The 20,471-nt window shown below is 65.7% G+C and carries 17 protein-coding genes; 13 read left to right on the forward strand and 4 right to left on the reverse strand.

Annotated features, from left to right (window positions below; translation table 11 throughout):
• The first annotated feature begins 100 nt into the window (after positions 1-100).
• The 3 genes from PMN64_RS34435 (at position 101) to PMN64_RS34445 (ending at position 2,109) form a co-directional block, all read left to right on the forward strand.
• The gene (locus PMN64_RS34435) at positions 101-907 is read left to right on the forward strand and encodes a helix-turn-helix domain-containing protein (RefSeq protein WP_411783924.1); all 807 of its coding nucleotides are present in this window, start codon (positions 101-103) and stop codon (positions 905-907) included.
• Positions 908-1,054: 147 nt separating this feature from the next.
• A complete protein-coding gene (locus tag PMN64_RS34440) occupies positions 1,055-1,465 on the forward strand; it encodes an ester cyclase (protein WP_411783925.1) in 411 nt (136 codons plus the stop codon).
• Positions 1,466-1,665: 200 nt separating this feature from the next.
• Positions 1,666-2,109, forward strand: coding sequence for a cupin domain-containing protein (locus tag PMN64_RS34445; protein ID WP_411783926.1), 444 nt, complete (start codon positions 1,666-1,668; stop codon positions 2,107-2,109).
• Between the two features lie 16 nt (positions 2,110-2,125).
• Here the strand turns inward: PMN64_RS34445 and PMN64_RS34450 are convergent, their stop codons facing one another.
• A complete protein-coding gene (locus tag PMN64_RS34450) occupies positions 2,126-5,827 on the reverse strand; it encodes a DUF3971 domain-containing protein (RefSeq protein WP_411783927.1) in 3,702 nt (1,233 codons plus the stop codon).
• A 228-nt stretch (positions 5,828-6,055) separates the two neighbouring features.
• Here PMN64_RS34450 and PMN64_RS34455 point away from each other — a divergent pair, with 228 nt between their 5' ends.
• The 3 genes from PMN64_RS34455 to PMN64_RS34465 all read left to right on the forward strand — a co-directional run bounded on the left by PMN64_RS34455 (position 6,056) and on the right by PMN64_RS34465 (position 8,248).
• Positions 6,056-6,307 (forward strand): hypothetical protein, encoded by a 252-nt coding sequence (locus PMN64_RS34455; protein ID WP_411783928.1) that lies wholly within the window; start codon positions 6,056-6,058, stop codon positions 6,305-6,307.
• Positions 6,304-6,786 (forward strand): peroxiredoxin, encoded by a 483-nt coding sequence (locus PMN64_RS34460; protein WP_411783929.1) that lies wholly within the window; start codon positions 6,304-6,306, stop codon positions 6,784-6,786. Before PMN64_RS34455 ends, PMN64_RS34460 begins: the two co-directional genes overlap by 4 nt.
• A 100-nt stretch (positions 6,787-6,886) precedes the next feature.
• Positions 6,887-8,248 carry a peptidoglycan DD-metalloendopeptidase family protein gene (locus PMN64_RS34465; RefSeq protein WP_411783930.1) on the forward strand — a complete coding sequence of 454 codons (1,362 nt, stop codon included), beginning with the start codon at positions 6,887-6,889 and terminating at the stop codon, positions 8,246-8,248.
• Positions 8,249-8,318: 70 nt separating this feature from the next.
• On the opposite strand, the gene PMN64_RS34470 is transcribed toward PMN64_RS34465, so the two are convergent.
• Positions 8,319-9,584, reverse strand: coding sequence for a DUF5666 domain-containing protein (locus tag PMN64_RS34470; RefSeq protein ID WP_411783931.1), 1,266 nt, complete (start codon positions 9,582-9,584; stop codon positions 8,319-8,321).
• Positions 9,581-10,456 carry a DUF6502 family protein gene (locus PMN64_RS34475; protein WP_411783932.1) on the reverse strand — a complete coding sequence of 292 codons (876 nt, stop codon included), beginning with the start codon at positions 10,454-10,456 and terminating at the stop codon, positions 9,581-9,583. Before PMN64_RS34475 ends, PMN64_RS34470 begins: the two co-directional genes overlap by 4 nt.
• A 162-nt stretch (positions 10,457-10,618) precedes the next feature.
• Here PMN64_RS34475 and PMN64_RS34480 point away from each other — a divergent pair, with 162 nt between their 5' ends.
• From PMN64_RS34480 to PMN64_RS34505, 6 genes are all read left to right on the forward strand, one after another.
• Entirely contained in the window at positions 10,619-11,053 is a 435-nt protein-coding gene (locus PMN64_RS34480; RefSeq protein ID WP_411783933.1) for a hypothetical protein, read from the forward strand.
• A 436-nt stretch (positions 11,054-11,489) separates the two neighbouring features.
• Positions 11,490-11,696 (forward strand): hypothetical protein, encoded by a 207-nt coding sequence (locus PMN64_RS34485; protein ID WP_411783934.1) that lies wholly within the window; start codon positions 11,490-11,492, stop codon positions 11,694-11,696.
• Positions 11,697-11,713: 17 nt separating this feature from the next.
• Positions 11,714-13,654, forward strand: coding sequence for a glycosyltransferase (locus PMN64_RS34490; RefSeq protein WP_411783936.1), 1,941 nt, complete (start codon positions 11,714-11,716; stop codon positions 13,652-13,654).
• Positions 13,655-13,657: 3 nt separating this feature from the next.
• Positions 13,658-14,398, forward strand: coding sequence for an ABC transporter ATP-binding protein (locus PMN64_RS34495; RefSeq protein ID WP_411783937.1), 741 nt, complete (start codon positions 13,658-13,660; stop codon positions 14,396-14,398).
• On the forward strand, positions 14,395-15,822 hold the full coding sequence (locus PMN64_RS34500; protein ID WP_411783938.1) for a glycosyltransferase family 4 protein: 1,428 nt from the start codon (positions 14,395-14,397) through the stop codon (positions 15,820-15,822). Before PMN64_RS34495 ends, PMN64_RS34500 begins: the two co-directional genes overlap by 4 nt.
• Positions 15,823-15,828: 6 nt before the next feature.
• Positions 15,829-17,115 carry an O-antigen ligase family protein gene (locus PMN64_RS34505; protein WP_411783939.1) on the forward strand — a complete coding sequence of 429 codons (1,287 nt, stop codon included), beginning with the start codon at positions 15,829-15,831 and terminating at the stop codon, positions 17,113-17,115.
• A 184-nt stretch (positions 17,116-17,299) separates the two neighbouring features.
• Here the strand turns inward: PMN64_RS34505 and PMN64_RS34510 are convergent, their stop codons facing one another.
• Entirely contained in the window at positions 17,300-18,535 is a 1,236-nt protein-coding gene (locus tag PMN64_RS34510) for an ABC transporter substrate-binding protein (protein WP_411783940.1), read from the reverse strand.
• A 160-nt stretch (positions 18,536-18,695) separates the two neighbouring features.
• Between PMN64_RS34510 and PMN64_RS34515 the strand changes: the two genes are divergently transcribed.
• Positions 18,696-20,471: carbamoyltransferase N-terminal domain-containing protein (locus PMN64_RS34515; protein WP_411783941.1), on the forward strand; the 1,776-nt coding region annotated here is incomplete at its 3' end.

Below are 20,471 nucleotides of genomic sequence, written 5' to 3' on the forward strand. Positions count from 1 at the left end.
GTTTGCCTCCATCCTTGGCACAGCGACGCGAATCTACTGCGAATCTATGATTGCGAACTTGTGACTCGGGACACTAGGCTTCCGCCACCGAGGGGCCTCCATGGATATCAAGCGGGCATTACCCCACCCCCAACTTCGCGGCGTCTTACGCGCATTCGAGGAGAGGCGCGTGAAGCTGGGTAACGCGGTCCTGGCCTGGCCCGTCGCCGCACGGCCGCATCAAATCCTGATTGTCCACCTGGCCGATCCATATCGCGTCCGCATCGATGGTGGCCGTGCGAACGCTACGCCTGATACGAGCATTGTCGGTCCGCAAACCTATCGCAGAGCCCACGTTTGTCTGTCGGGTTCGATCCACGTTTTCAGCATACTGTTTCAACCGGCCGGCCTGAACCGATTGGCTGGAATCGACATGGCGTCGTTAGTCAACCAGGACCCGGCAGCCTCCGATGTCCTCGGCCAATCCGCCACGGCCGTTGGCGACGCCGTGCGCCTTGCGCCGGACTTCAATCTGCGCGTCGCCGCCGTCGAACGCTGGGTTGAGACAATGCTTGAGAAGCGCGGTCCCGACTGCGCGATTGGCGTCGCGTCACGCCGGATGATCGTCGTACGGGACCGTTCGCGGATCGGGGACCTCGTTGCAAATTCCGGCCTCAGCCCCAGTCAGTTCCAGCGCCGGTTTGCGACGCAGGTTGGAATGACGCCCAAACTGTTTGCCCGAACGATCCGGTTCGACCGGGCGTTGGTCGCCCGCCGCGATGCCCCGCACCGGACCTGGACCGACATTGCTCACGAACTCGGCTACTTCGATCAGGCCCATTTCATCCGCGAATGCCGCGTTTTCGCCGGCCTGACGCCTACCGGCCTCGTCGGCGACTGGGACAACATCTTTTTCCCCGGCGGATGACCGAAATTTACAAGCGCGCACGCTGGCTTCCCGGCAAGGTCTGCCTTCACCGGAGACCTCGATGACGGCGAGCATAACGCGGCGCAAATTCGGCGTCGTTGCAGCCAGCATCGCGGTCGGCGGTCCGAGAGAACCGGAGCGATCGGCATGTCGACGAACCTGGAGCGCTTCAAAGCCATCATCGAACGTGGCTTTTCTCAAGGCGATCTGACGGTCGCGGACGAAGTTTGCGCCGAGAGGCTGATCGAACATGAGTATCTGTCGAAAACCGACCTTCCCGGCCCGCAAATCCTGAAGGCCCAGATCGAAGATGCTAGAGGCAGCATCAAGAACCTGCGGCTCGCGGTCGAGGCGATCGTGGAAGCTGGCGATACGGTATGGGCGCGCAGCAAGGCAACAGGCGTCGATCCGCGATCAGGAAAACCAGTCACCATCGACGTTATCGACATCTGTCGATTTGCCGACGGCAAACTGATCGAACACCGGGGCGTGCCCGACCGCTTTGCGCTTCTTCACCAGATCGGAGCGCTGCCGCTCACGCCGCAAAGGCTGCCCTAGCGGGAGGCTGAGGCTGCGATGAGAATGACGCGGCGAAAGTTCGGCATCATCACGGCCGCAGGCGTTAAAGCCGGCGCAATGGACACGCCGATGAATCCGGAGCCCTCCAGGAAGGACAGCAGGACAGCATGGCATCACCGCGAATACTCGGTCCACATGATGGCCATTTCGCAATTCTCGGCGGCACGAGCGCCCGGTCCATGATCGAAGGGGAGGACGCCGGCCGGCGCTTTGCGCTTGTCGAGCATCCAATGCAGCCGTACGCCTTGGCAGCACCCATGCACCGGCATCATCGCGAGGATGAGTACAGTTTCGTCCTCGACGGCAGGATCGGCGCGCTGCTCGGCGAGTCCGTCGTGATCGGCAATCCGGGAGACCTGATTTTCAAGCCGCGCGAGCAGTGGCACACCTTTTGGAATGCAGGGGACACCCCTGCCCGCGTACTGGAAATCATATCGCCCGCCGGATTTGAGGCCTATTTCCGTGAGCTCGGAGCGGAGTTGATCAATGGTCCGCCCGATCCGCAGCGGCTGGCGGCGCTCTGCGCGCGCTATGCGCTCGACATGGATATGAGCAGCGTGCCCGGACTGATCCAGCGCTTCGGGGTTCGCTTTCCGGGAGCGCCACCGTCCACGCCACGCTGATTTTGCAATTGACGCGCTAATTGTTCGTCGTCGGCAGATCGTTCGGGCCGTACTGCTTGAACTCGAAGATCTTGCGCGTCAGGCCGGGGGCCAGCGCGGAGATCGGATTGACGCGCAGCACCGGCGCGCTCGGCGTTCCCACCACTTCATAGGTCACGCCGATCAGGCCTTCATTGCTGCCGGCGCCGAGGAAAATCCCGAAGAACGGGATCTGACCGAACATGTTGTTCAACCCGTACATCGGAATGAAGGTGCCGTTCATCCGCACCTGGTTGCCGATATAGTCGATGCTGCCTTCGATGGTCGCGCCGATGGTCGGTCCCTTGACCACACCATTGCGGATCGAAAGCTGACCGCTCTGGCGGGTGAATTCGGCGCGCAGCGCGTCGAACCCGATGCCGTTCTGGGTGCTGACCGGCCCGCCGGCAACGGCGCGGTCGAGTTGGGTTTCGCCCTTCACCGAGAAGCCGGTGATGTTGATGAGCCCTTCCCTCGGGCTCGGCTCGGGGATCGGCGGCTCCATCGCGAGCGTAAGCTGGCCGCCGACCACCTTCGAATAGGTGTCGATGAAGCGCAGGAACGCGCCGGCGTCGGCGGTCTGCAGATAGATCACCTCGCGGCCCTGCTGGCGTCCGCGCATATCGACCGTGACGGGGGTGTCGCGGCCGACCTTGCCGCTCAGCGTGAAGGCCTTGAAGAACCCGTTGCGGCGCGAGACCTTGGCGTCGACGCTGCGCAGCGCTTCGCCGTTGAATCCTGCGACCGCGCCGAGTTTCAGATCGACATCGAAATCGGTGGTCCGGGTCTTGCTCTTGGGATCGCTATCGCGGCCGGAGATCGCCGACTTCAGGAAGCCGCGGCCGTCGAACACGTCGCCGCGCATCGTCACCTTGATCACGCCGTCGGGACCGCGATCGGCACGCAGCGATGTCTTGTCACCTTCCGACGGCGCGTAGGTCGGGAAGTAGGCATTCATGAGGTCGCCGTTCTGGTCGACCTCGAGCGCTCCCTTGATCGATACGCCGGCGCCGTCGATCGAGATATCCTCAAACCTGGTCGATTGACCCTTCGGCACCACGTTGAAGGTCGCCTTGCCGGCCCTGCCCTGCGCCTTGACCCAGCCCGGAAGAATGTTGTCGAGCTTGAGCTGGGTCAGGTCGGCTTCGACGCCCATCTTGGTGGTGGGGTTGTCGCCGCTGCCGATCTTGCCGCTCAGCTTGATCGGGATCGCGCCCGAGACCGCGGGACCGAGATCGAGCCCGAGGCGCGCGCGGCTCGCATCGTCCAGCGTCGCCTGCAGCTTGACGTCGGCATCGCCCTCAGCCGGCTTGCGGTAGTCGAGCGAGGCCGCCTGCCCGTTGATCTTGACGTCGCCCTTGACCTGGAAGCCGGCGTTGCTGGCGATCAGCTTCAGCGTGTTGGCTTCGAGCTTCTGGTTCATCACCAGCTTGTCGACGGCAACGCCGGAGATGTCGGCGGTGACCGAGTAGAGCGTATCGGCCTTGGTCAGCTCGCCCTTCACGGGCATGCCGAGATTGATCGTCGCGGTGACGTTGCCCTTGCTGGCGTTGGGATCGATCGGCGGACCGGAGAGATCGCTGAGCCGGTCGGACGCGAGGATTTCGGCGGCGGCCGGCACCGGACAGTCGACCCGGAACTTGACCTTCGACGGCGACGGCTTCGGCGCCATGTCCGGCACCTCGAAGGTGAAGTCCGACAGCGTGATCTTGCGGCCCGCCGGCGTGTCGGCAATGCCCTGGTTGATGGTCACGGTCGCGGTGCGGCCGGTCACCCGGGCCTTCAGATCCGCGTCATGCACCGCGGGCATCTGATCCACCGGACGCACCGTGACACCCGAGGCGACAATGTTGACCGAGAGGCCGTCATCCGGGATCGGCGGTCCCTTGCGCGACAGGTTGTGCACCGGCGAATTGACGCCGACATCGATACGCTGGAGCGTGCCGCGGTCGATCCGCTCGAGCACCCATTCGCGCACCTCGGGCACGATGATGATCGGCCAAATCCGTTTCAGGGCCGAGGCCGACATCGGCGTGCCGGCGAATCCGAGCTGCAGCCGCGGCTCGCCGGAATAGTCGATGCTGCCGGTTCCGGCGACGCCGATCTCGCCATTGGAGATGTCGGCCTGGGTCAGCAGCACGCGCTTCTTGTCGGTGTCGAACCGGAAGCCGATGTTGATGCGATTGAAGATCAACGGCGCTTCGTTCTTGTCGGCGCCGGCCAGCACGATGGTGCCGCCGGACAGGCCGGCCTGCCAGTCGGTGACGTTGTCGTTCGGCGGCTCGAGATGGCCGAGCAGCGTGACGCGGTTGGCGCCCGAAATGATCTTGATCGGCGCCAGCAGCACGCGCCGCCCCGAATCCCATTCGACGCTCATCTCGGCCGAATCGACCGGCATCGGGTAGTCGGGCGTGTCGGTGTCGATGATGTTGCCGGCGCCGACATTGATCTTGCCGCGGAAGTAGGTCGGCAGGCCGTCGCGGCCGAGCTCGCCCTTCATCTCGCCCGACAGCGGCAGGTCGGCGGTGTAGGTCAGATCCTTGGTCCGGAGCGCGAGCAGGATGTTCCGGGTGGAAACCTTGTCGGCCTTGATGTCGACCGAGCGCACGCCGTTCTGCTGCGGTCCGACCAGCACGCGCACCGACCAGGGTTTTGCGCCCTCCTCGCCGAAGCTGAGCGCAACGCCGCCGCCGCTCGGGCGCCGCAGGCTGAGGCTGATGTTCTCAAAGCTCCATTTGTTGCCGCGCTGCTGATCGTCGACGACGAGATTGCCGTTCTTCAGGCCGATCTCGTTGAGGTTCTGCCCGTCGAGGCCGGTCATGCTGAGGCTGTCGAGCCAGTCGAGACCGGCGAGCAGCCCGCTCTGGGCCGAATCGGGGGACGCCGAGGGCTCGGCGGCAGCCGGCGGCGAGGCAACCGGCGGCGGCGGTGCTGCGGGTGTCGGCCGCGGGAATGTCGGCGGCATCCCAGCCTCCCGCTTGGAGGCAACGCCGGTGGCCAGCGGCTTTGCGGTGTCGCCGGCGGACACGGTGACATTGCCGTCGGGCGTGATGCGCACCGACAGTTCCGCATCGACCAGATTGAGGCTCTCCGCCCGCAACTGACCCATCAGGAGCGCGGTTCCCGACAGGCGCACTTCGGCCTTGGGCGCGCTCGCAACCACCGCATGGTCGCGGTCGCGGACGATGATGTCGCGGATGCGCACCGCGATCCTGACGCGGCCGGCGCGCTCGATCTGCGTTCCACCGACCTCGACCGTGTTGCCGTGGCCGATATTCTCCTCGATCGCCGCGGCAAGCCACGGCGTCGCCATGTCGAGATTGATCGGGCCGGCGCCGAGCCGCCACCACAGCGCGCCGAAGCAGGTCGCGAACATCGCGACCAGCACCACGAGGACCAGTCCGATGCGACGAATCCAGCGCCCGCCGTGCAGCCAGCGCTGCATGCCGGAGCAGAAATCGGTGAAGCGATGCAGGTTGGTGTTGGAACGCGCCAGCAATTGCCGCGCACGGTTGCCCGCCGCCTCATCCTGCTCGTCCCACGCAGCGTCGTCTTCCCATTGCGAGAAGTCAGCCCCGGCGCGCGGATTTGGACCCTGCGGCGACGTGTTCCTTGCCATTGCCTCTCGGTGCTGACGGCGAAGCTGATCGCCGCCATCGGGGCGCCCGTCGATGCGTATCGAGCGCTCCTGTGCCGGCATCGCCGCCTATCCTCGCCTAATCATGTTACTCGCCGATGGCCCCCAGAACGGACCAAACCAACCAATCAAAAGCCAATTCAGCAAGCGGACGGGTCACGCGTCGAATTCCTTGTCACCATACTCCGTGGCCATCAAACTTGCCCAGCGGCCGGAGCGAATCCGGCCGCCGCCAATAAGACCCGCAATACCCCAATGGTTGAGCTTCGGAAAGCGACGAAAGGAAGGCGTATGTCCAAGAAAACGCGCAAGAAATCCTCCAACACAACCGGAAAGCGGGTCGCAACAAAGGTTGCGCGCGCCGCAAGCGCAAGCACTGGGAAGTCCGCGACGAAAACCCGCACAGCGGTTGCGACGAAGGCAGCGGCCAAGAAAACAACTAAGAAAACAACTAAGAAAACAACTAAGAAAACGACCAAGGCAACGAAAGCAAAGACCGCAGCGGGTGTTCGAGGCAAAGCCTCGCACAAGCCGCGACCGTGACCAACTCGTCCGCCGTCACACTTGCCGAGGGCGCCACGGCGCCTGGCTTCAACCTGCCGCGCGACGGCGGGGGCAGCGTTTCGCTGAAGGATTTTGCCGGCAGGAAGCTGGTGCTGTTCTTCTACCCCCGCGCCGACACCCCCGGCTGCACCCGGGAGGCGATCGATTTCACCCGGCTCAAAAGCGAGTTCGCAGCTTCAGGGGCCGAAGTGGTCGGCATTTCCGCCGACACGGTTAAGGCGCAGGAGTCATTTCGAAGCAAACACCAGCTGTCGGTGCCGCTGGTCTCCGATCCGGCCCACCAGATGCTGGAGGCGTATGGCGCCTGGGGCGAAAAATTCATGTATGGCAGGACCTTCATGGGAATTATTCGCACGACGGTTCTGGTCGATTCCAGTGGAAAGGTCGCCCGCATCTGGCGTCATGTGAAGGTCGACGGCCACGCCGAAGCGGTATTGGAGGCTGCCCGAGCACTCTGACGGGACGAGTTCCGTTTCCTGAAAATTAACCATGACGGGCTCAAATCGGCCCCGCAAATTAGCCGTACGGAGCTTGGTCCGACCGGCCGCGGGAGTACCGATGTCGAGCCGGTCGGGTCATCACCAGGAACATCACAAACACCATCATCCGCAGGACCTTGGCCGGACGCCGGCGCGCCGTGCGGCAGCCCATTACACCGCACCCGCAGCGGTGGCGGCCTCCGGCGAGGGCTATACCCTCGTCCATGCCGGCAAGCAGGTCCGGTTCGGGCCGGTGGTGTTCTGGATCATCGTCGGCACCGTGGTGCTGCTCGGCATGTGGTCGGCGGCGACCGCGACCTATTTCGCGTTCCGCGACGACGTGCTGACCCGGCTGATCGCGCGCCAGGCCGAGATGCAATACGCCTATGAGGACCGCATCTCGGAGCTTCGCGCCAAGGTCGACCGCACCACCAGCCGCCAGTTGCTCGACCAGGAGCAGTTCGACCAGAAGCTCGACCAGATCATGAAGCGGCAGTCGACGCTGGAATCGCGCGCCACCGCGCTTGGCGCGATGCCCGACGTCACCAGCACCGGATCGATCAAGCCGCAGGGCCGCGCCGAGGCTGCGCCGTCCTCCGGCACGCTGAAACCCTCCCCGATCAGCGACACCGTGATCTTCGTGGCGCCGCCGGATCGCGAGGCGCGGCTGGAATCGCGCGCGCCGCTGATCGCCAAGACGCAGCCGAACCAGTTCGCCAAGGCTCAGGGCGTCGACAACGTGCTGGTCCGCCTCCAGACCTCGCTTGACCAGGTTGAGCGGCGCCAGGTTGCCGCGCTCGCCTCGGTCGAGGACAGCATCGATTCCAAGGTGCGCCGGATGCGCGGCGTGATTTCCGATCTCGGCCTCAACATGGCGCAGCTCGAAGCGGCGACGCCGCGCTCCGGCATGGGTGGGCCCTTTGTCCCTGTGAAACTCTCTGCCGACGCTGGCGCGTTCGAACGCCAGCTCTATCGCATCAATATTAACCGCGCGCAGATGCAGCGGCTAAACCAGACGCTGGCGCTGGTGCCTTACCGCAAGCCCGTGGTCGGTGAAGTCGAATTCACCAGCGGCTTCGGCGTCCGCACCGATCCCTTCCTCGGCCGACCGGCGATGCACACCGGCCTCGACTTCCGCGCCGCGCAGGGCGATCCGGTGCGTGTCACCGCCAACGGCAAGGTGGTGTCGGCGGGCTGGGCCGGCGGCTATGGCCGCATGGTCGAGGTCGATCACGGCAACGGCCTGTCGACCCGTTATGGCCATCTCTCCGAGATCGGCGTCAAGGTCGGTGAATACGTCAAGATCGGCCAGGTGATCGGCGCCGTCGGCTCGACCGGCCGCTCTACCGGTCCGCACCTGCATTACGAGACCCGCATCGACGGCGAAGCGGTCGATCCGCAGAAATTCCTCCGCGCCGGCGTCCGGCTCAGCGCGGGCTAGCTCAATCGCACAGCGATCGATCTGAACATCGGCGCAAGCGGTCTCGCTCGCGCCGATCGCGTTTGTGGCTTCAGCGGCGTCCGCCGCCGCCCATGCCGCCAGGCGGCCCGCCGCCACCGAATCCGCCGCCGGGCCCAAATGGTCCGCCACCGCCACCGGGACCGAACGGTCCGCCGGGCGGGCCGAAGCCACCGGGACCGGGGCCGGTCGGTCCACCGCTCAGCGGATCAGGCGCAGGCCCGCCGCCTGGCGGGCTGCCGCCCGGCATGCCGGACGGCGCCCCACCGGGGCCGCCACCCGGACCGCCGCCACCAGGCGCGCCCCGGCCGCCCGGTCCGCCAAGTCCCGATCCAGATCCCGATCCATGACCCGGCCCGGATCCGCCGCCGCCGGGGCCACGGCCTGGCGTGCCCGGGCTCTTCACCGACGAGCCCGGGAACTTGCCGACCGATTGCACCGATTCGACGCGCAGCTCGCGCGGGCCCGACAGCTGCGCGTTGACGACGACGCGCGTATCGGCTGCCGGCGAGAACCGCGAATGGTCGCGCGCGACAAAGCCGGAGCCGAGCTGCAGATCATTGCCGACCCGCCGCACATAGGCCTCGATCAACAGCCTGTTCGCGCCGACGAGATCGGAGAAATCATCGGCGCGGCTGCGCGACACCTGCATCACGCCCTGCGCGACGTGTCCTTCGGCTAGCACGCGCTGACCGACCAGCGCCGCATCGACGCCGGCGAGCTTGAGCTCGCCGATCCGCAAGGCGCCGGCACGGTCGCGCTCGAGCGGCCCTGCGACGCGCGCGGCGGCGTCATGGCGCTCCTGCACCAGGCTTGCGACGACGACGCCGTCGGTGCGGCGCAGCCCGAACACGGCGACATGCGCGCCCACCTTCAGCCAGCTCTCGCGCCCGGTCCAGGCGACCGTCTGGCCGAGCACCGTCAGCCCGCCCGGCTTCACCTGCTCGATCGGCCCGGTCACCTCGCTGGTCACATCGATGCGTTCGGTCGACAGCGTGCCATCGGCGTCGCGCTGCGCCACCACACGCGCGAGCTGTCCGATCCGCAGCGCCTTGGCGCTCGCCGCCTCGCCGTCGATTCTGACCGGCACGTCGGGTGCATAGGCGACGCGCTCGCCATTGACATAGATCGAGCCGAACCGCTGGATCACGCCGACGATGCCGGTGCCACCGATGCCCTGATCGGAACCGGTGATGCCGGTGCCGCCGATGCCCTGATCGTTGCCGCGCTTCTTGACCTGCGCGCCCGCGAGCGACGTTCCGGCAAGCCAGAAGCCGACAAGCAGCGCACGGCGCGAGATAACGGGCGGACCGTTCACGACGCACCGCCTTCGTCGGCATCGTCATCGACCGGGCCGTCCGGACCCTCGCGATAGATGTAGATGCCGAAATTCCAGCGATAGTCGCCGCCCTTGTCTTTTGCCAGCGCGCGGTTGGCCTCGCGGTTGGCGACCTTGAGCGCCTCCATCGCCAGCTCGCGCGAACGGCCTTCGAGCCGTTTTGCCAGTTTGGCCGACAGGCCGTCGTAATGCACCGCGCGTTCGAGGAAGCGCGGCGCGGCCGAGGATACGTTGAGCTCGGCGGCCGCGACATGGTCGTGCAGATTGCGGCCGAGATAGTGCCATTTGCGGTCGTCGTCGCCATGCGGCACGAAGGCCTCCTCGACCAGTATGATCTCGTCCTCGTCATTGATGGTGACGAGCTTGCGGTCGAGCCATTCGTCGAGCACCGCGCGCGGCCGCACATCCTTGGTGATCGATTCGACCAGCGTCTCGAACGACGGCGCGCCGCCTTCGGCGGTGCGCGGCAGCGGCAGCGGATCGCCCTTGGCATCGGTGAACTCGGTCGCGGCCAGCCAGCGCGCGATGATCGCGCTGGTGCGCGACAGCGTTGCCGGCACCGCATTGACCGGCGCGCCGGCGCCGCGCAGCCGCGCCACCTCCTTGCGGTGAATGCCGGTCAGCAGGCTGACGCGGCTGTCGGTCTGCTCCTTGCCCTCGAGCGCGAAGTCGTGCTCGGCGACGTTGACATAGAGCTCGCGCAGCAGCTGGGTCAGCGCCGGAAACGTCATGCCGCCGCGGATGCAGAGCCGCACCAGCGGGCGCAGCATCCGCGCCAGCGGCGCATGCAGCTTCGCTGCGGCGATCGGCGCGGACGATCCCACCTTCGACTTCGGGGCCTTGGCATTCATGCCCAACTTTTAGCCGTCCGCGCCGTGGGACACAATCCCACCTCACTTGACGTGTGACATTTTCCCACTTATGGGAAACAAAATCACCTCCGGACACAGTCCGCGCGCTCGCTAGCGGGTGTCACGGCGCCCGGCACTGCCGCCATCGCCACGGACCGTTCCATGACGTCTGCCCGATTCGACCTTGCGATCGCGGAAGCCTGCCGGATCGCCCAGGTTCCCTTTGACGAGTTCGTGTCGACGGTGATGGCGGGCGGCTATCCCTGCCTGCCGGGCGTTGCGCCCGGATCGCCACGCCGCTTCGACGAAACCGACCTGCTCGCGCTCTACATCTACGGCCGCCTGCTCGCCTTCGGTTTCGGCGGTCTGCGCGCCGGCGAATATGCCTGCCGCGCGCATGCGGGCCTCCGCGCCGAGCCTCGCGCGCAATCGATCTCGATTGCGCTGACGTCCGACGGCGGCAAGCGCGTCGTCATCGAGCAGGATCTGCAGCGCCCGGCAGCGGCAATGCTGCCCGAGCGGATTCATTTCGACATCGCAGCGATCAGGCGCCAGCTCCAGCAACCGGCCGAACGCAGCGCCGCCGAGCCGGTCTGACGCTCCGCTAGAGCAAGATGAGATTCGGTCGAATGGCGAGCGCAATGATGCTGCGCTCCCTCTCCCCGTTCTTACGGGGAGAGGGTTGGGGTGAGCTGTCTCTGCATCTGCGGTGATAGCTAAGTTCGCGGAGACTCCCCCTCCCCCGGAACGCATCTGACGATGCGTTCCGACCTCTCCCCGCGCGCGGGGCGAGGTGAAGCGGAGGCCGTCGCTCGATCCACAAGTAGGCTGATGGCGCTTTAGAACCTCCCGCCCTTGCTCGCCCGCCCCGCGCCATCGCGGCGCGATCGCACCGTCATGCGTTCCGATCCTTCCTCCCAGAAAAGTTGTCCACCGCCATACGTGGGACATAATCCCACATTTTAGTCCGACGCCATTGACGTGTGAAATTTTCCCACGTATCCAGAATCCGTTCAGCAGGGAATCCGACGCAATGTCTCTTCGTTCGGCCCGCGAATCCGGTTCGTTTCACGAATCCGATTCGTTTCACGAATCCGGTCGGTTCGCCGCCACCACATTCCGCTTCACGCCGCAGGTCCCCCGCGGCCCGATCGAGCCGGTGTTTCCGGCGCTGCTGCGCTCGCTGGTGTTCGCCGCCGCGCTGGCGCTGCCGTTCATCGTCGCCCTGTTCGTCGCATGATCCGGTTCGAGCCGCCCATGATTGTCGTCAACGAGCCGGCCCGGCGTCCGTCGGTGCTCCACATCTTCAAGGTCTACTATCCCGACCTGTTCGGCGGCACGCTGACGGTGATCCGCGATATCTGCGCCGGACTGAAGGACACCTTCAACGCCGCCGTGCTGGTCTGCTCGCGCTCCGGCGGCGAGCGGCAGATCGTGGTCAACGACGTTGCGGTCGAGCGCGTGCACTCCTTCGGCGACGTGCTGTCGCTGCCGGCGGCGCCGACCTATCCGTGGCGGCTGTGGCGCCGCATCGCCGAGCACGATCTGCTGGCGCTGCACGCCCCCTTCCCGCTCGCCGACCTCGTCTTCGCATTCGGGCTCGGCCGCACCCGCCCGCTGGTCGTGCACTGGCACGCCGACATCGTCTCGCACGCCGCCTTGCGCTTCCTCGTCGAGCCGATGATGCGGCGAACGCTGCGCCGGGCCGCCGCGATCATCGTCTCCGATCCGGTGCTGATCGAAACCACGCCGCTGCTGCAGGAATTTTCCGACAAGTGCCACGCCGTTCCGTTCGGCGTCGATGTCGCGAAATATGACCGACCGGCCGCACAGGCCGACGACGTCAACGCCCGCGGCCGTCTCGTGCTCGCCTGCGGACGGCTGGTGCCCTACAAGGGTTTTGACGTGCTGGTGCGCGCCGCGCATGCCCGCAATTTCGAGGTCTGGATCGTCGGGGAGGGCCGCGAGCGCGACAACCTCGAGCGGCTGATCCGCGACTACGGCCTGCAGGACCGCGTCCGCCTGCTCGGCTCGGTGTCCGAGAGCGAGCGCGTCAAGCTGATGCGCATCGCCGACGTCTTCGTGATGCCGTCGGTGACCAATGCGGAGACCTTCGGGCTGGCGCAGCTCGAGGCAATGGCCGCGAGCCGGCCCGTCGTCAACACCGCACTCGACACCGGCGTTCCGCATGTCGCCCGCGACGGCCTCGAGGCCATCACGGTACCGCCCGGCGATCCCACCGCGCTTGCCGACGCCATCGAGACGCTGATCAACGATCCCGAGCGCCGCCGCCGCATGGGGCAGGCCGCGCGCCATCGCGCGATGACGAAATACTCAACCGCAGCCTTCAAGGAGGGAGTCGAGACGGTGTATCGCAAGATCGTTACCGAGGAGGCCGCCGCAAAGGACGCGGGGTCGTCAGCCCCGGCCCCGCGTCCCCGAACGGCAGGGCTCGTCGGCGCGATCCAGATCGCGGCAACACTGGCCTGGTCCGACGTGCGTCATCGCTACGTCCGCTCCCTCCTTGGACCCTTCTGGATGTCGATCCAGATGGCGATCATGGTGGCCGTGCTCGGCTCGGTGATCGGCCATCTCTCCAACGCCAGCGCGGTGGCGCGGCTGCCGATGCTGGCGGCAAGCCTCACCGCATGGACCTTCCTCAACAGCGTGGTGCTCGACGCGACCACCGCGCTGCAGGGTTCGGCCAGCCTGATCAAGGATCGCGCGCTGCCGCCGGTGATCTTCCTGCTGCAATGTACCCTCCGGCAGGCGCTGTTCGCCGCCCATAACGCGATCGTGCCGCTGCTCCTGTGGCTCGTGCTGACGCCGCGCGATGTCGGCGGCGCCATCGCCGCCCTTCCCGGCCTCGCTCTGTTCGTGGTCTGCACGCTGGGCCTGAGCCTCGTGCTCGGCGCGCTGGCGACGCGTTACCGCGACATCAAGCCGATCATCGAGTCCTCGCTGACGCTGGCCTTCCTGGCCTCGCCGATCATCTGGACATCCGAGATGATCGATCGCGGCTCGACCGTGATGCGGCTCAATCCGCTGACGCATCTGTTCGCGATCTGGCGCGACCCGCTGGCGACCGGTCATGTCGCAACGGCAAGCGTGATCTACGTGCTGGCCTGCCTCGCCGCGCTCGCGGTCGCTGCGATCGTCACCATCACCCATCTGCGCAAAGCGGCATTCTGGATCTAGGGCATGGCAAGCATCCACCTCCGCGACGTTTGCCTCGATTATCCGCTGTACGGCGCCTACGACTTCTCGCTGAAGCGCCGCCTGCTCGGCCGCCTGTTCCGCCAGACCAGCGAGATGCGGACCATCCGCGCGGTCGACAACATCTCGATCGAGGCGAAGGCCGGCGCACGCATCGGTCTCGCCGGTCCGAACGGCTCCGGCAAGTCAACTCTGCTGCGGCTCATTGCCGGCGTGTTCCCGGCGAGCAGCGGCCGCGTCGAGATTTCCGGCAACATCGTGCCGCTGCTCGGCCTCGGTGCCGGCGTCAATCTCGATTTCGTCGCCGCCGACAATATCAGCCTGCTGCTGCGGATCTCGGGACGCAAGCCGACGCCGGCGGTCCTGGACGAGATCTGGGCATTCACCGAATTGGAGGAGCGCATGCAGCGGTTGCCGCTGCGCATGTTCTCGTCGGGCATGCTGATGCGCGTGCTGTTCGCGACCGCGACCGCGTTTCCCGCCGATATCCTGCTGCTCGACGAGTGGCTCAGCGTGGTCGACGAGAATTTCTCGGCCAAGGCCGAGCAGCGGCTGCGCAAGATGGTCGAGACCGCGGCGATCGTGATCATCGCCTCGCACGACCATGCCCTGCTGCGCCGGACCTGCAACAGCATCATCAATCTCGATCACGGCCGCATCGCCAGCACCGCCCCGCTGGATGCGCCCGTCCCGCATCACCTCGAGCTCAGAGAAATCAGCGCATGATAAAGATCCTGGTCGTCAGCGAGGCGCTTGGCGAGCCCAACCACAAGCGCGGCATCTTCCATTTCACCCGTGAATTGATCCGCTCGCTGGCCGGCGACGGACATGCCCTGACCCTCGTCGTGGAGACGACGCGCCGCTACCGGAAGCTGCGCCGCAGGCAGCAGCGGACGCGCCTGCTGCCCGAGGACTCACGGCTGATCGAACTGCTCGCGCTCTATCGTTACCTCGATGAAACCGACATGAACTCGCCGATCATGCGCGGTGGCCTGCGCCACACCGTCGACTGGTTCAAGCACAAGCTCAACGCGGCGACCTCGCTCGAATTCATCATCGCCTTCCTGCGCTCGATTCATCTGCTGCCGACCAGCGTCACGCTGATCGAGAACCGGACCGAGGGCCTCGAATACATTCCGACCGATTTGCGCCATCTCGAGTTGTTCGGCGATTTCCTGCTCGAGCCCGGCTTCTACAGCTATCAGGATACGTCGGCCCTGACCCGGTTGCCGCCGCCGCGGGTCGATGCGCGCGACTACGACGTCATTCTCGTCGACACCCCGACCCGGGTTGCGATCCAGCGCCGCCCGGGCGCGAAGGTGATTTGCGTCGTGCATGACCTGTTACCGATCACCGATCTCAAGCTGGATGACATCGCAACACGCCTGTTCCTGTCGCGCCTTTTCACCAGCGTGAACCAGGCTGACGAGCTCGCCTTCGTCTCGAACTACAGCATGAACCGCTTCCGCGCCCTGCTCCCGCAATATGCGCACATTCCGGCGCGAGTGGTCTATCCGCGGACTCGTTTCGACGTCGCGGAAGCGCCGCTTGCGCCGGTGCCAACCGCGGTCCCGGCACGGCCGAGCTTCGTCGTCATCGTCTCGAACGAGCCCCGCAAGAACCTCGCGGCCGTCATCCGCGCCTTCCGCAAGCTGCCGGAGGCCGATCTCGTCGTGATCGGCTATGCCGGCGGCGCCAACCAGGCGCGCAATCTGCCGAAGAACGTCCGCTTCTCCGGCTATGTCGACGAGCACGAGAAGGCGGCACTGATCGCGGGCGCGCACGGCCTGATCATGCCGAGCCTCGCCGAAGGCTTTGGCGTCCCGATCATCGAGGCATTCGCGGCCAATACTCCCGTGCTGTGCTCCGATATTGCCGTGTTCCGCGAGGTCGCCGGCGAGCTTGCCGACTATTTCGATCCGTTCTCGACCGACTCGATCTGCGCCTCCGTGCGGCGCGTGCTGGCGCAGCAGGAGCAATGGCGCGACCGGATCCGCGCGCGGCGGACCGAGTTGGCCGAGCGCTTCGGCCACCACACCCAGGCGCGCGACCTGCTGTCGCATCGGGCTGCCCCGGACGTCGCGGCCGCCGCCGCGTCGCTCACCGCCGCGATGGCGACCTTCAGCGGTGCAACCGCGCACGGCGTGTGACCCGTCATGAGCACCGATTCCGACGCCATTGGTCTCGCAATCGAAGCGCCAGCACGATGGCGCGATCGCGTCCGCGCCTGGTCCGGCTCGGTCGCCTATCTCCGCGCCACCGATACCCTGATCGCCCTGGCCGCGGCGTCGCTACCCTGGTCGACCACGGCACTCGCCGTCTTCATGCTGCTGTGGCTCGTCGCCGTGATCCCGACCATCGACTGGGAGCAGTTCGTGCTCGACCTCGGGCAACCGGCCTTTGCATTGCCGATCGCGCTGGTCGCACTTGCCGTGATCGGCATGGCGTGGTCGGAGACGAGCTGGGCCGAGCGGCTGCAGGGCATCAAGCCGCTCAGCAAGCTGCTGCTGCTGCCGTTCCTGCTCGGCTATTTCCAGCGCTCGCAGCGCGGGCTCTGGGTGTTCGCCTCCTTCCTGCTGTCGTGCACGCTGCTGATGGTCCTGTCCTGGATGGTGCTGGCGCTGCCGCAGCTCAGGCTCGCGCACACCGCCTCCGACGGCGTGCCGGTCAAGAACTACCTCGACCAGAGCCAGGAATTCGCGCTCTGCGCGTTCGCGCTGGCGCTGCCGGCATTGACGGCGCTGCGGGCCCGGCAATGGCGCATCGCAGCCGGCGCCATCGCGCTGATGCTGCTGTTCGTCGCCAACATGCTCTACGTCGTCTCGGCGCGGACCGCGCTGGTCTACATGCCGGTGCTGTTGATCCTGTTCGCCTCGCTGCATCTGTCGCGGCGCGCCACGCGGCTGCTGTTCGCAGGCGTCGCTGTCATCAGCCTCGTGGTCTGGACCACGTCCCCCTACCTCCGCCAACGCATCGCCGATGTCGGCATCGAGTATCGCGCCCACGACACCTCGGGCATCGCCTCGACCGCGCAGCGCCTGACCTATTGGCGGAAGTCGGTGAAATTCATCGCCGAGGCGCCTTGGCTCGGCCACGGCACCGGCTCGATCAGCCACATGTTCACGCAGGATGCCGTCGGGCAAACCGGCCTTCAGGCCGAGGTGATCAACAACCCGCACAACCAGACCCTCAATGTCGGGGTCCAGTGGGGGCTGATCGGCATCCTGCTGCTCTACGCGATGTGGACCAGCCACGTCAGGCTGTTCGCCGGCCGCGATCTCGCGACCTGGATCGGACTCGCCGTGATCGTGCAGAACATCACGAGCTCGCTGCTCAATTCGCATCTCGCCGATTTTCACGAAGGCTGGATGTACGTGATCGGCGTCGGCGTCGCCGGCGGCATGGCGCTCCGCGCCCGCCGGCCGGAGAGGATTTTGGCGTAGATTTGTGCCTCACGCCGCGCAACACATTCGGTGTCGTCCCGGCGAAAGCCGGGACCCATAACCACAAATGGTCATTGTTGAACGACGCTGGAACGACCAGTCCCGTTTACAACATCCGCCGCGGAGTATGGGTCCCTGCTTTCGCAGGGACGACAGTGGTGTTGCGGCGCGAGCAGCGCCTCCCCTACCGCGACGCCTCGTGCCCGACCTCGCCGGTGATGACGTCGCCGAACAGCTCCCACGCCTCACCGTTGAAGCGCATCAGCTGCATCTGCTCGATCGGGAAGTAGTCGTCGGGGGAGGTGTTGACCATGACACCCGGCAGCATCAGGTCGGAGTGGAAGTTCTTCAGGTTGGCGGCCTGCTTCATCACGTTCTCGCGCGTGAGATTGTCGCCGCACTGCTTCAGCACCTGCATCATCGCCTCGGCCTGGACATAGCCATAGAGGTTGTTGGCGTTGGCCTTGTCGCCGTCGGGGTAATATTTGTCCATGAAGGCGCGCCAGCTTTGCACCGCCGGATCCTTGTCCCAGGTGGGATCGGTCGGGTCCTTCAGATAGGCGGTCGAGATGATGCCCTTGGAGAACTCGAGCCCGGCCGGTTTCAGCACCGAGGCGACCGAGGTCGCGGTGTTGGCGAGGAAGAATTTCGGCTTCCAGCCGAGCTCGCCCACTTTCCGGATCGCCTGCGCCGAGCCCTTCGGCGCCGCCCAGGAGAAGAAGATGTCGGCGCCGGAATCGTGCAGCGCGACGATCTGCGAATCGATCGAGGGATCGGAGACCTCGTACGACTTGTCGGCGACAATCATGCCGACCTTGTCGCCGAGCCCGTCCTTCAGGCCCTTGAACTGATCCTTGCCGGCATCGTCATTCTGCCAGAACACCGCGATCTTGCTGTTAGGGAATTTATCGCGAATGTACTTGGCGTAGATGCGTCCCTCGCTCTGGTAGTTGGGCTGAAAGCCCATCGTCCAGGGGAAGTTCTTGGGGTCGCCGAATTTGGTGCCGCCGGAGGCGACGAACAATTGCGGCACCTTCTTGGCATTCATGTATTTCATGATTGCCGAATTGGAAGGCGTGCCGAGCGGCTGGAAGATCAACAGCACCTCGTCGCTCTCGACCAGCTTGCGCGCCTGCTCGATCGCCTTCGGCGGCGAATAGGCGTCGTCGTAGCTGATGAAGTTGATCTTGCGGCCGTTGATGCCGCCCTGCTCGTTGATCATCTTGAAGAATGCGGCCTCGGTCTTGCCGATCACCCCATAGGACGACGCCGGGCCGCTGTATGGCATGATGTTGCCGATCTTGACTTCGCCATCACTCGCGCCGGGATCGTATTTCTTCTGCGCGGTGGCCGAGGTCGCGATCAGCGCGGCACTTGCGAACGCCGCGATTGCGCCAATATATCCGAAACGAGCCGGCATCGTTTTCTCCCGATTTTTGTCGTTGGTTTTGGCGGCAAGTCTCGCAAGAGACGCATGTGCTGGCAAGCGCTGGGTTTTTCCGTTGGGCGAAACGGCATTGTTGCCTGGCGCTATTTATGATTGAACGTCGATCTGGGGATCACGAGTCGAGGCGTTCTGATTGCGTAAACCGGACATCCGTACCGGTCCGCGGCATCCGCATCTTGCGGCCGCGGGCTATGAGATCACGCGCCGCCTCAGCGAGTCTGCGTTGGCGAAGCGTGGCCTGCACAAGGCCAATGGCGAGTTCGCGCAGCGCACGATCGCGTCGATCCGCGAAAAGCTGCAGCGCGGCGAGACCGTCTACATCGCCGGCCTCGCCTGCCCCGGCACGCACAATACCGGCGTCGCGCTGGTCGAGGTCACCCAGAAGGACGGACCGCGCCTGATCGTCAACAACGAGGAAGAGCGCTTCTCCGGCAACAAGCACACCAACGAGTTCCCGCAATACGCGCTCGACGACATGCGCAAGGTGTTGCAGCGGATGGGCCGCAACATCGGCGATATCGCCGCCTTTGTCACGACATGGGACTATCCGGCGCTGCTGGCGATGCTGATCCGCACCTCGCTCGAGGAAGCGCCGGCCAGCCTCAAATTGCTGCGCGCCCCGATCGCACCGGCAATCAATCTGCGCCAGCTGGATCAGGTGCGGCGGCTGTCGCGCCGGCTCGGCAGGATGTACGGGCTCGACAAGCAATTGCCGCTGATCTGCATGCCGCATCACGACAATCACGCCTGGTACTCGTTCACCGCCTCGCCGTTCGCCGATACGCGCGAGCGCGTTGCGATCGCGGTGCTCGACGGCACCGGCGACGTCGGCTCGATCTCGCTCTATGTCGCCGAGAACGGCGAGATGAAGCAGCTCTATTGCAATGAGAGCCTGTTCGACTCGCTCGGTGCTTTCTACACGGTGATCTCATCCAGCCAGGGCGGCTGGACCTGGCTCTCCAGCGAGGGCCGCTACATGGGCGCCGCCGCCTGGGGCGACATGAACCGCGCCACCAATCCGTATTATCAGCGCCTGAAGGCGGTGCTGCAGCTCGGGCCCAATGGCAGCGTTCAGCTCAATCGCGCGATGGCCAATTGGTACGCCGATCCTGCCGACAATCCCTATCATCAGCCGCTGATCGACATTCTCGGCCCGCCGCTGCGCCCCGACCAGCTCTGGAATCCCGACGCCGTGCTGCGCGTCGAGGACATCAATCACCGCCCCGACACCAAGGACCGCGTCGACAAGGCGGCCGCGACGCAATTGGTGTTCGAGGACGCGATGATCCATGTCATCGACCATCTCCTGCGCACCACCGGCACCGACCGCCTGGTGCTGACCGGGGGCGTCGCGCTGAACGCGCTCGGCAACATGCGGCTGCTCGAGCATTTCGACGAGGCGTGGTTCGAGCGGGCGCAGCAGCGCAAGACGCGGCTGCATATGTGGGTGCCGCCGGTGCCCGGCGATCCCGGCGTGCCGATCGGCGCGGCCTGGCTGTTCGCGCATATGGCGGGCGCACCGCGCGGCGCGCCGCTGTCGCACGCATTCTATTGCGGCCTGCCGTCCTCGAACGCCGACATCACGACGGCGCTGCAAGCCGACGACGTTGCCTCGACAGAGATCGGCAATGTGGCGACGTCAGACGGGCGCGACGCGGTTGCCGACCTGATGGCGTCCATGGTCGCGCAAGGCGGTGTGATCGCAATCTATCAGGGCGCCGCCGAAACCGGCCCGCGCGCGCTCGGCCACCGCTCGATCCTCGCCAATCCCTGCGACCCCGAGGTGCGCGAGCGGCTCAACGAGCGCGTCAAGTATCGCGAGGCGATCCGGCCGCTGGCGCCGATGGCGACGCTAGAGGCCGCGCGCGACTATTTCGAGCTCGAAGACGGCGCGTCCGACGCCGACTAC

Source organism: Bradyrhizobium sp. UFLA01-814 (assembly GCF_046718885.1).
GTDB classification, from domain to species: Bacteria; Pseudomonadota; Alphaproteobacteria; order Rhizobiales; family Xanthobacteraceae; genus Bradyrhizobium; species Bradyrhizobium elkanii.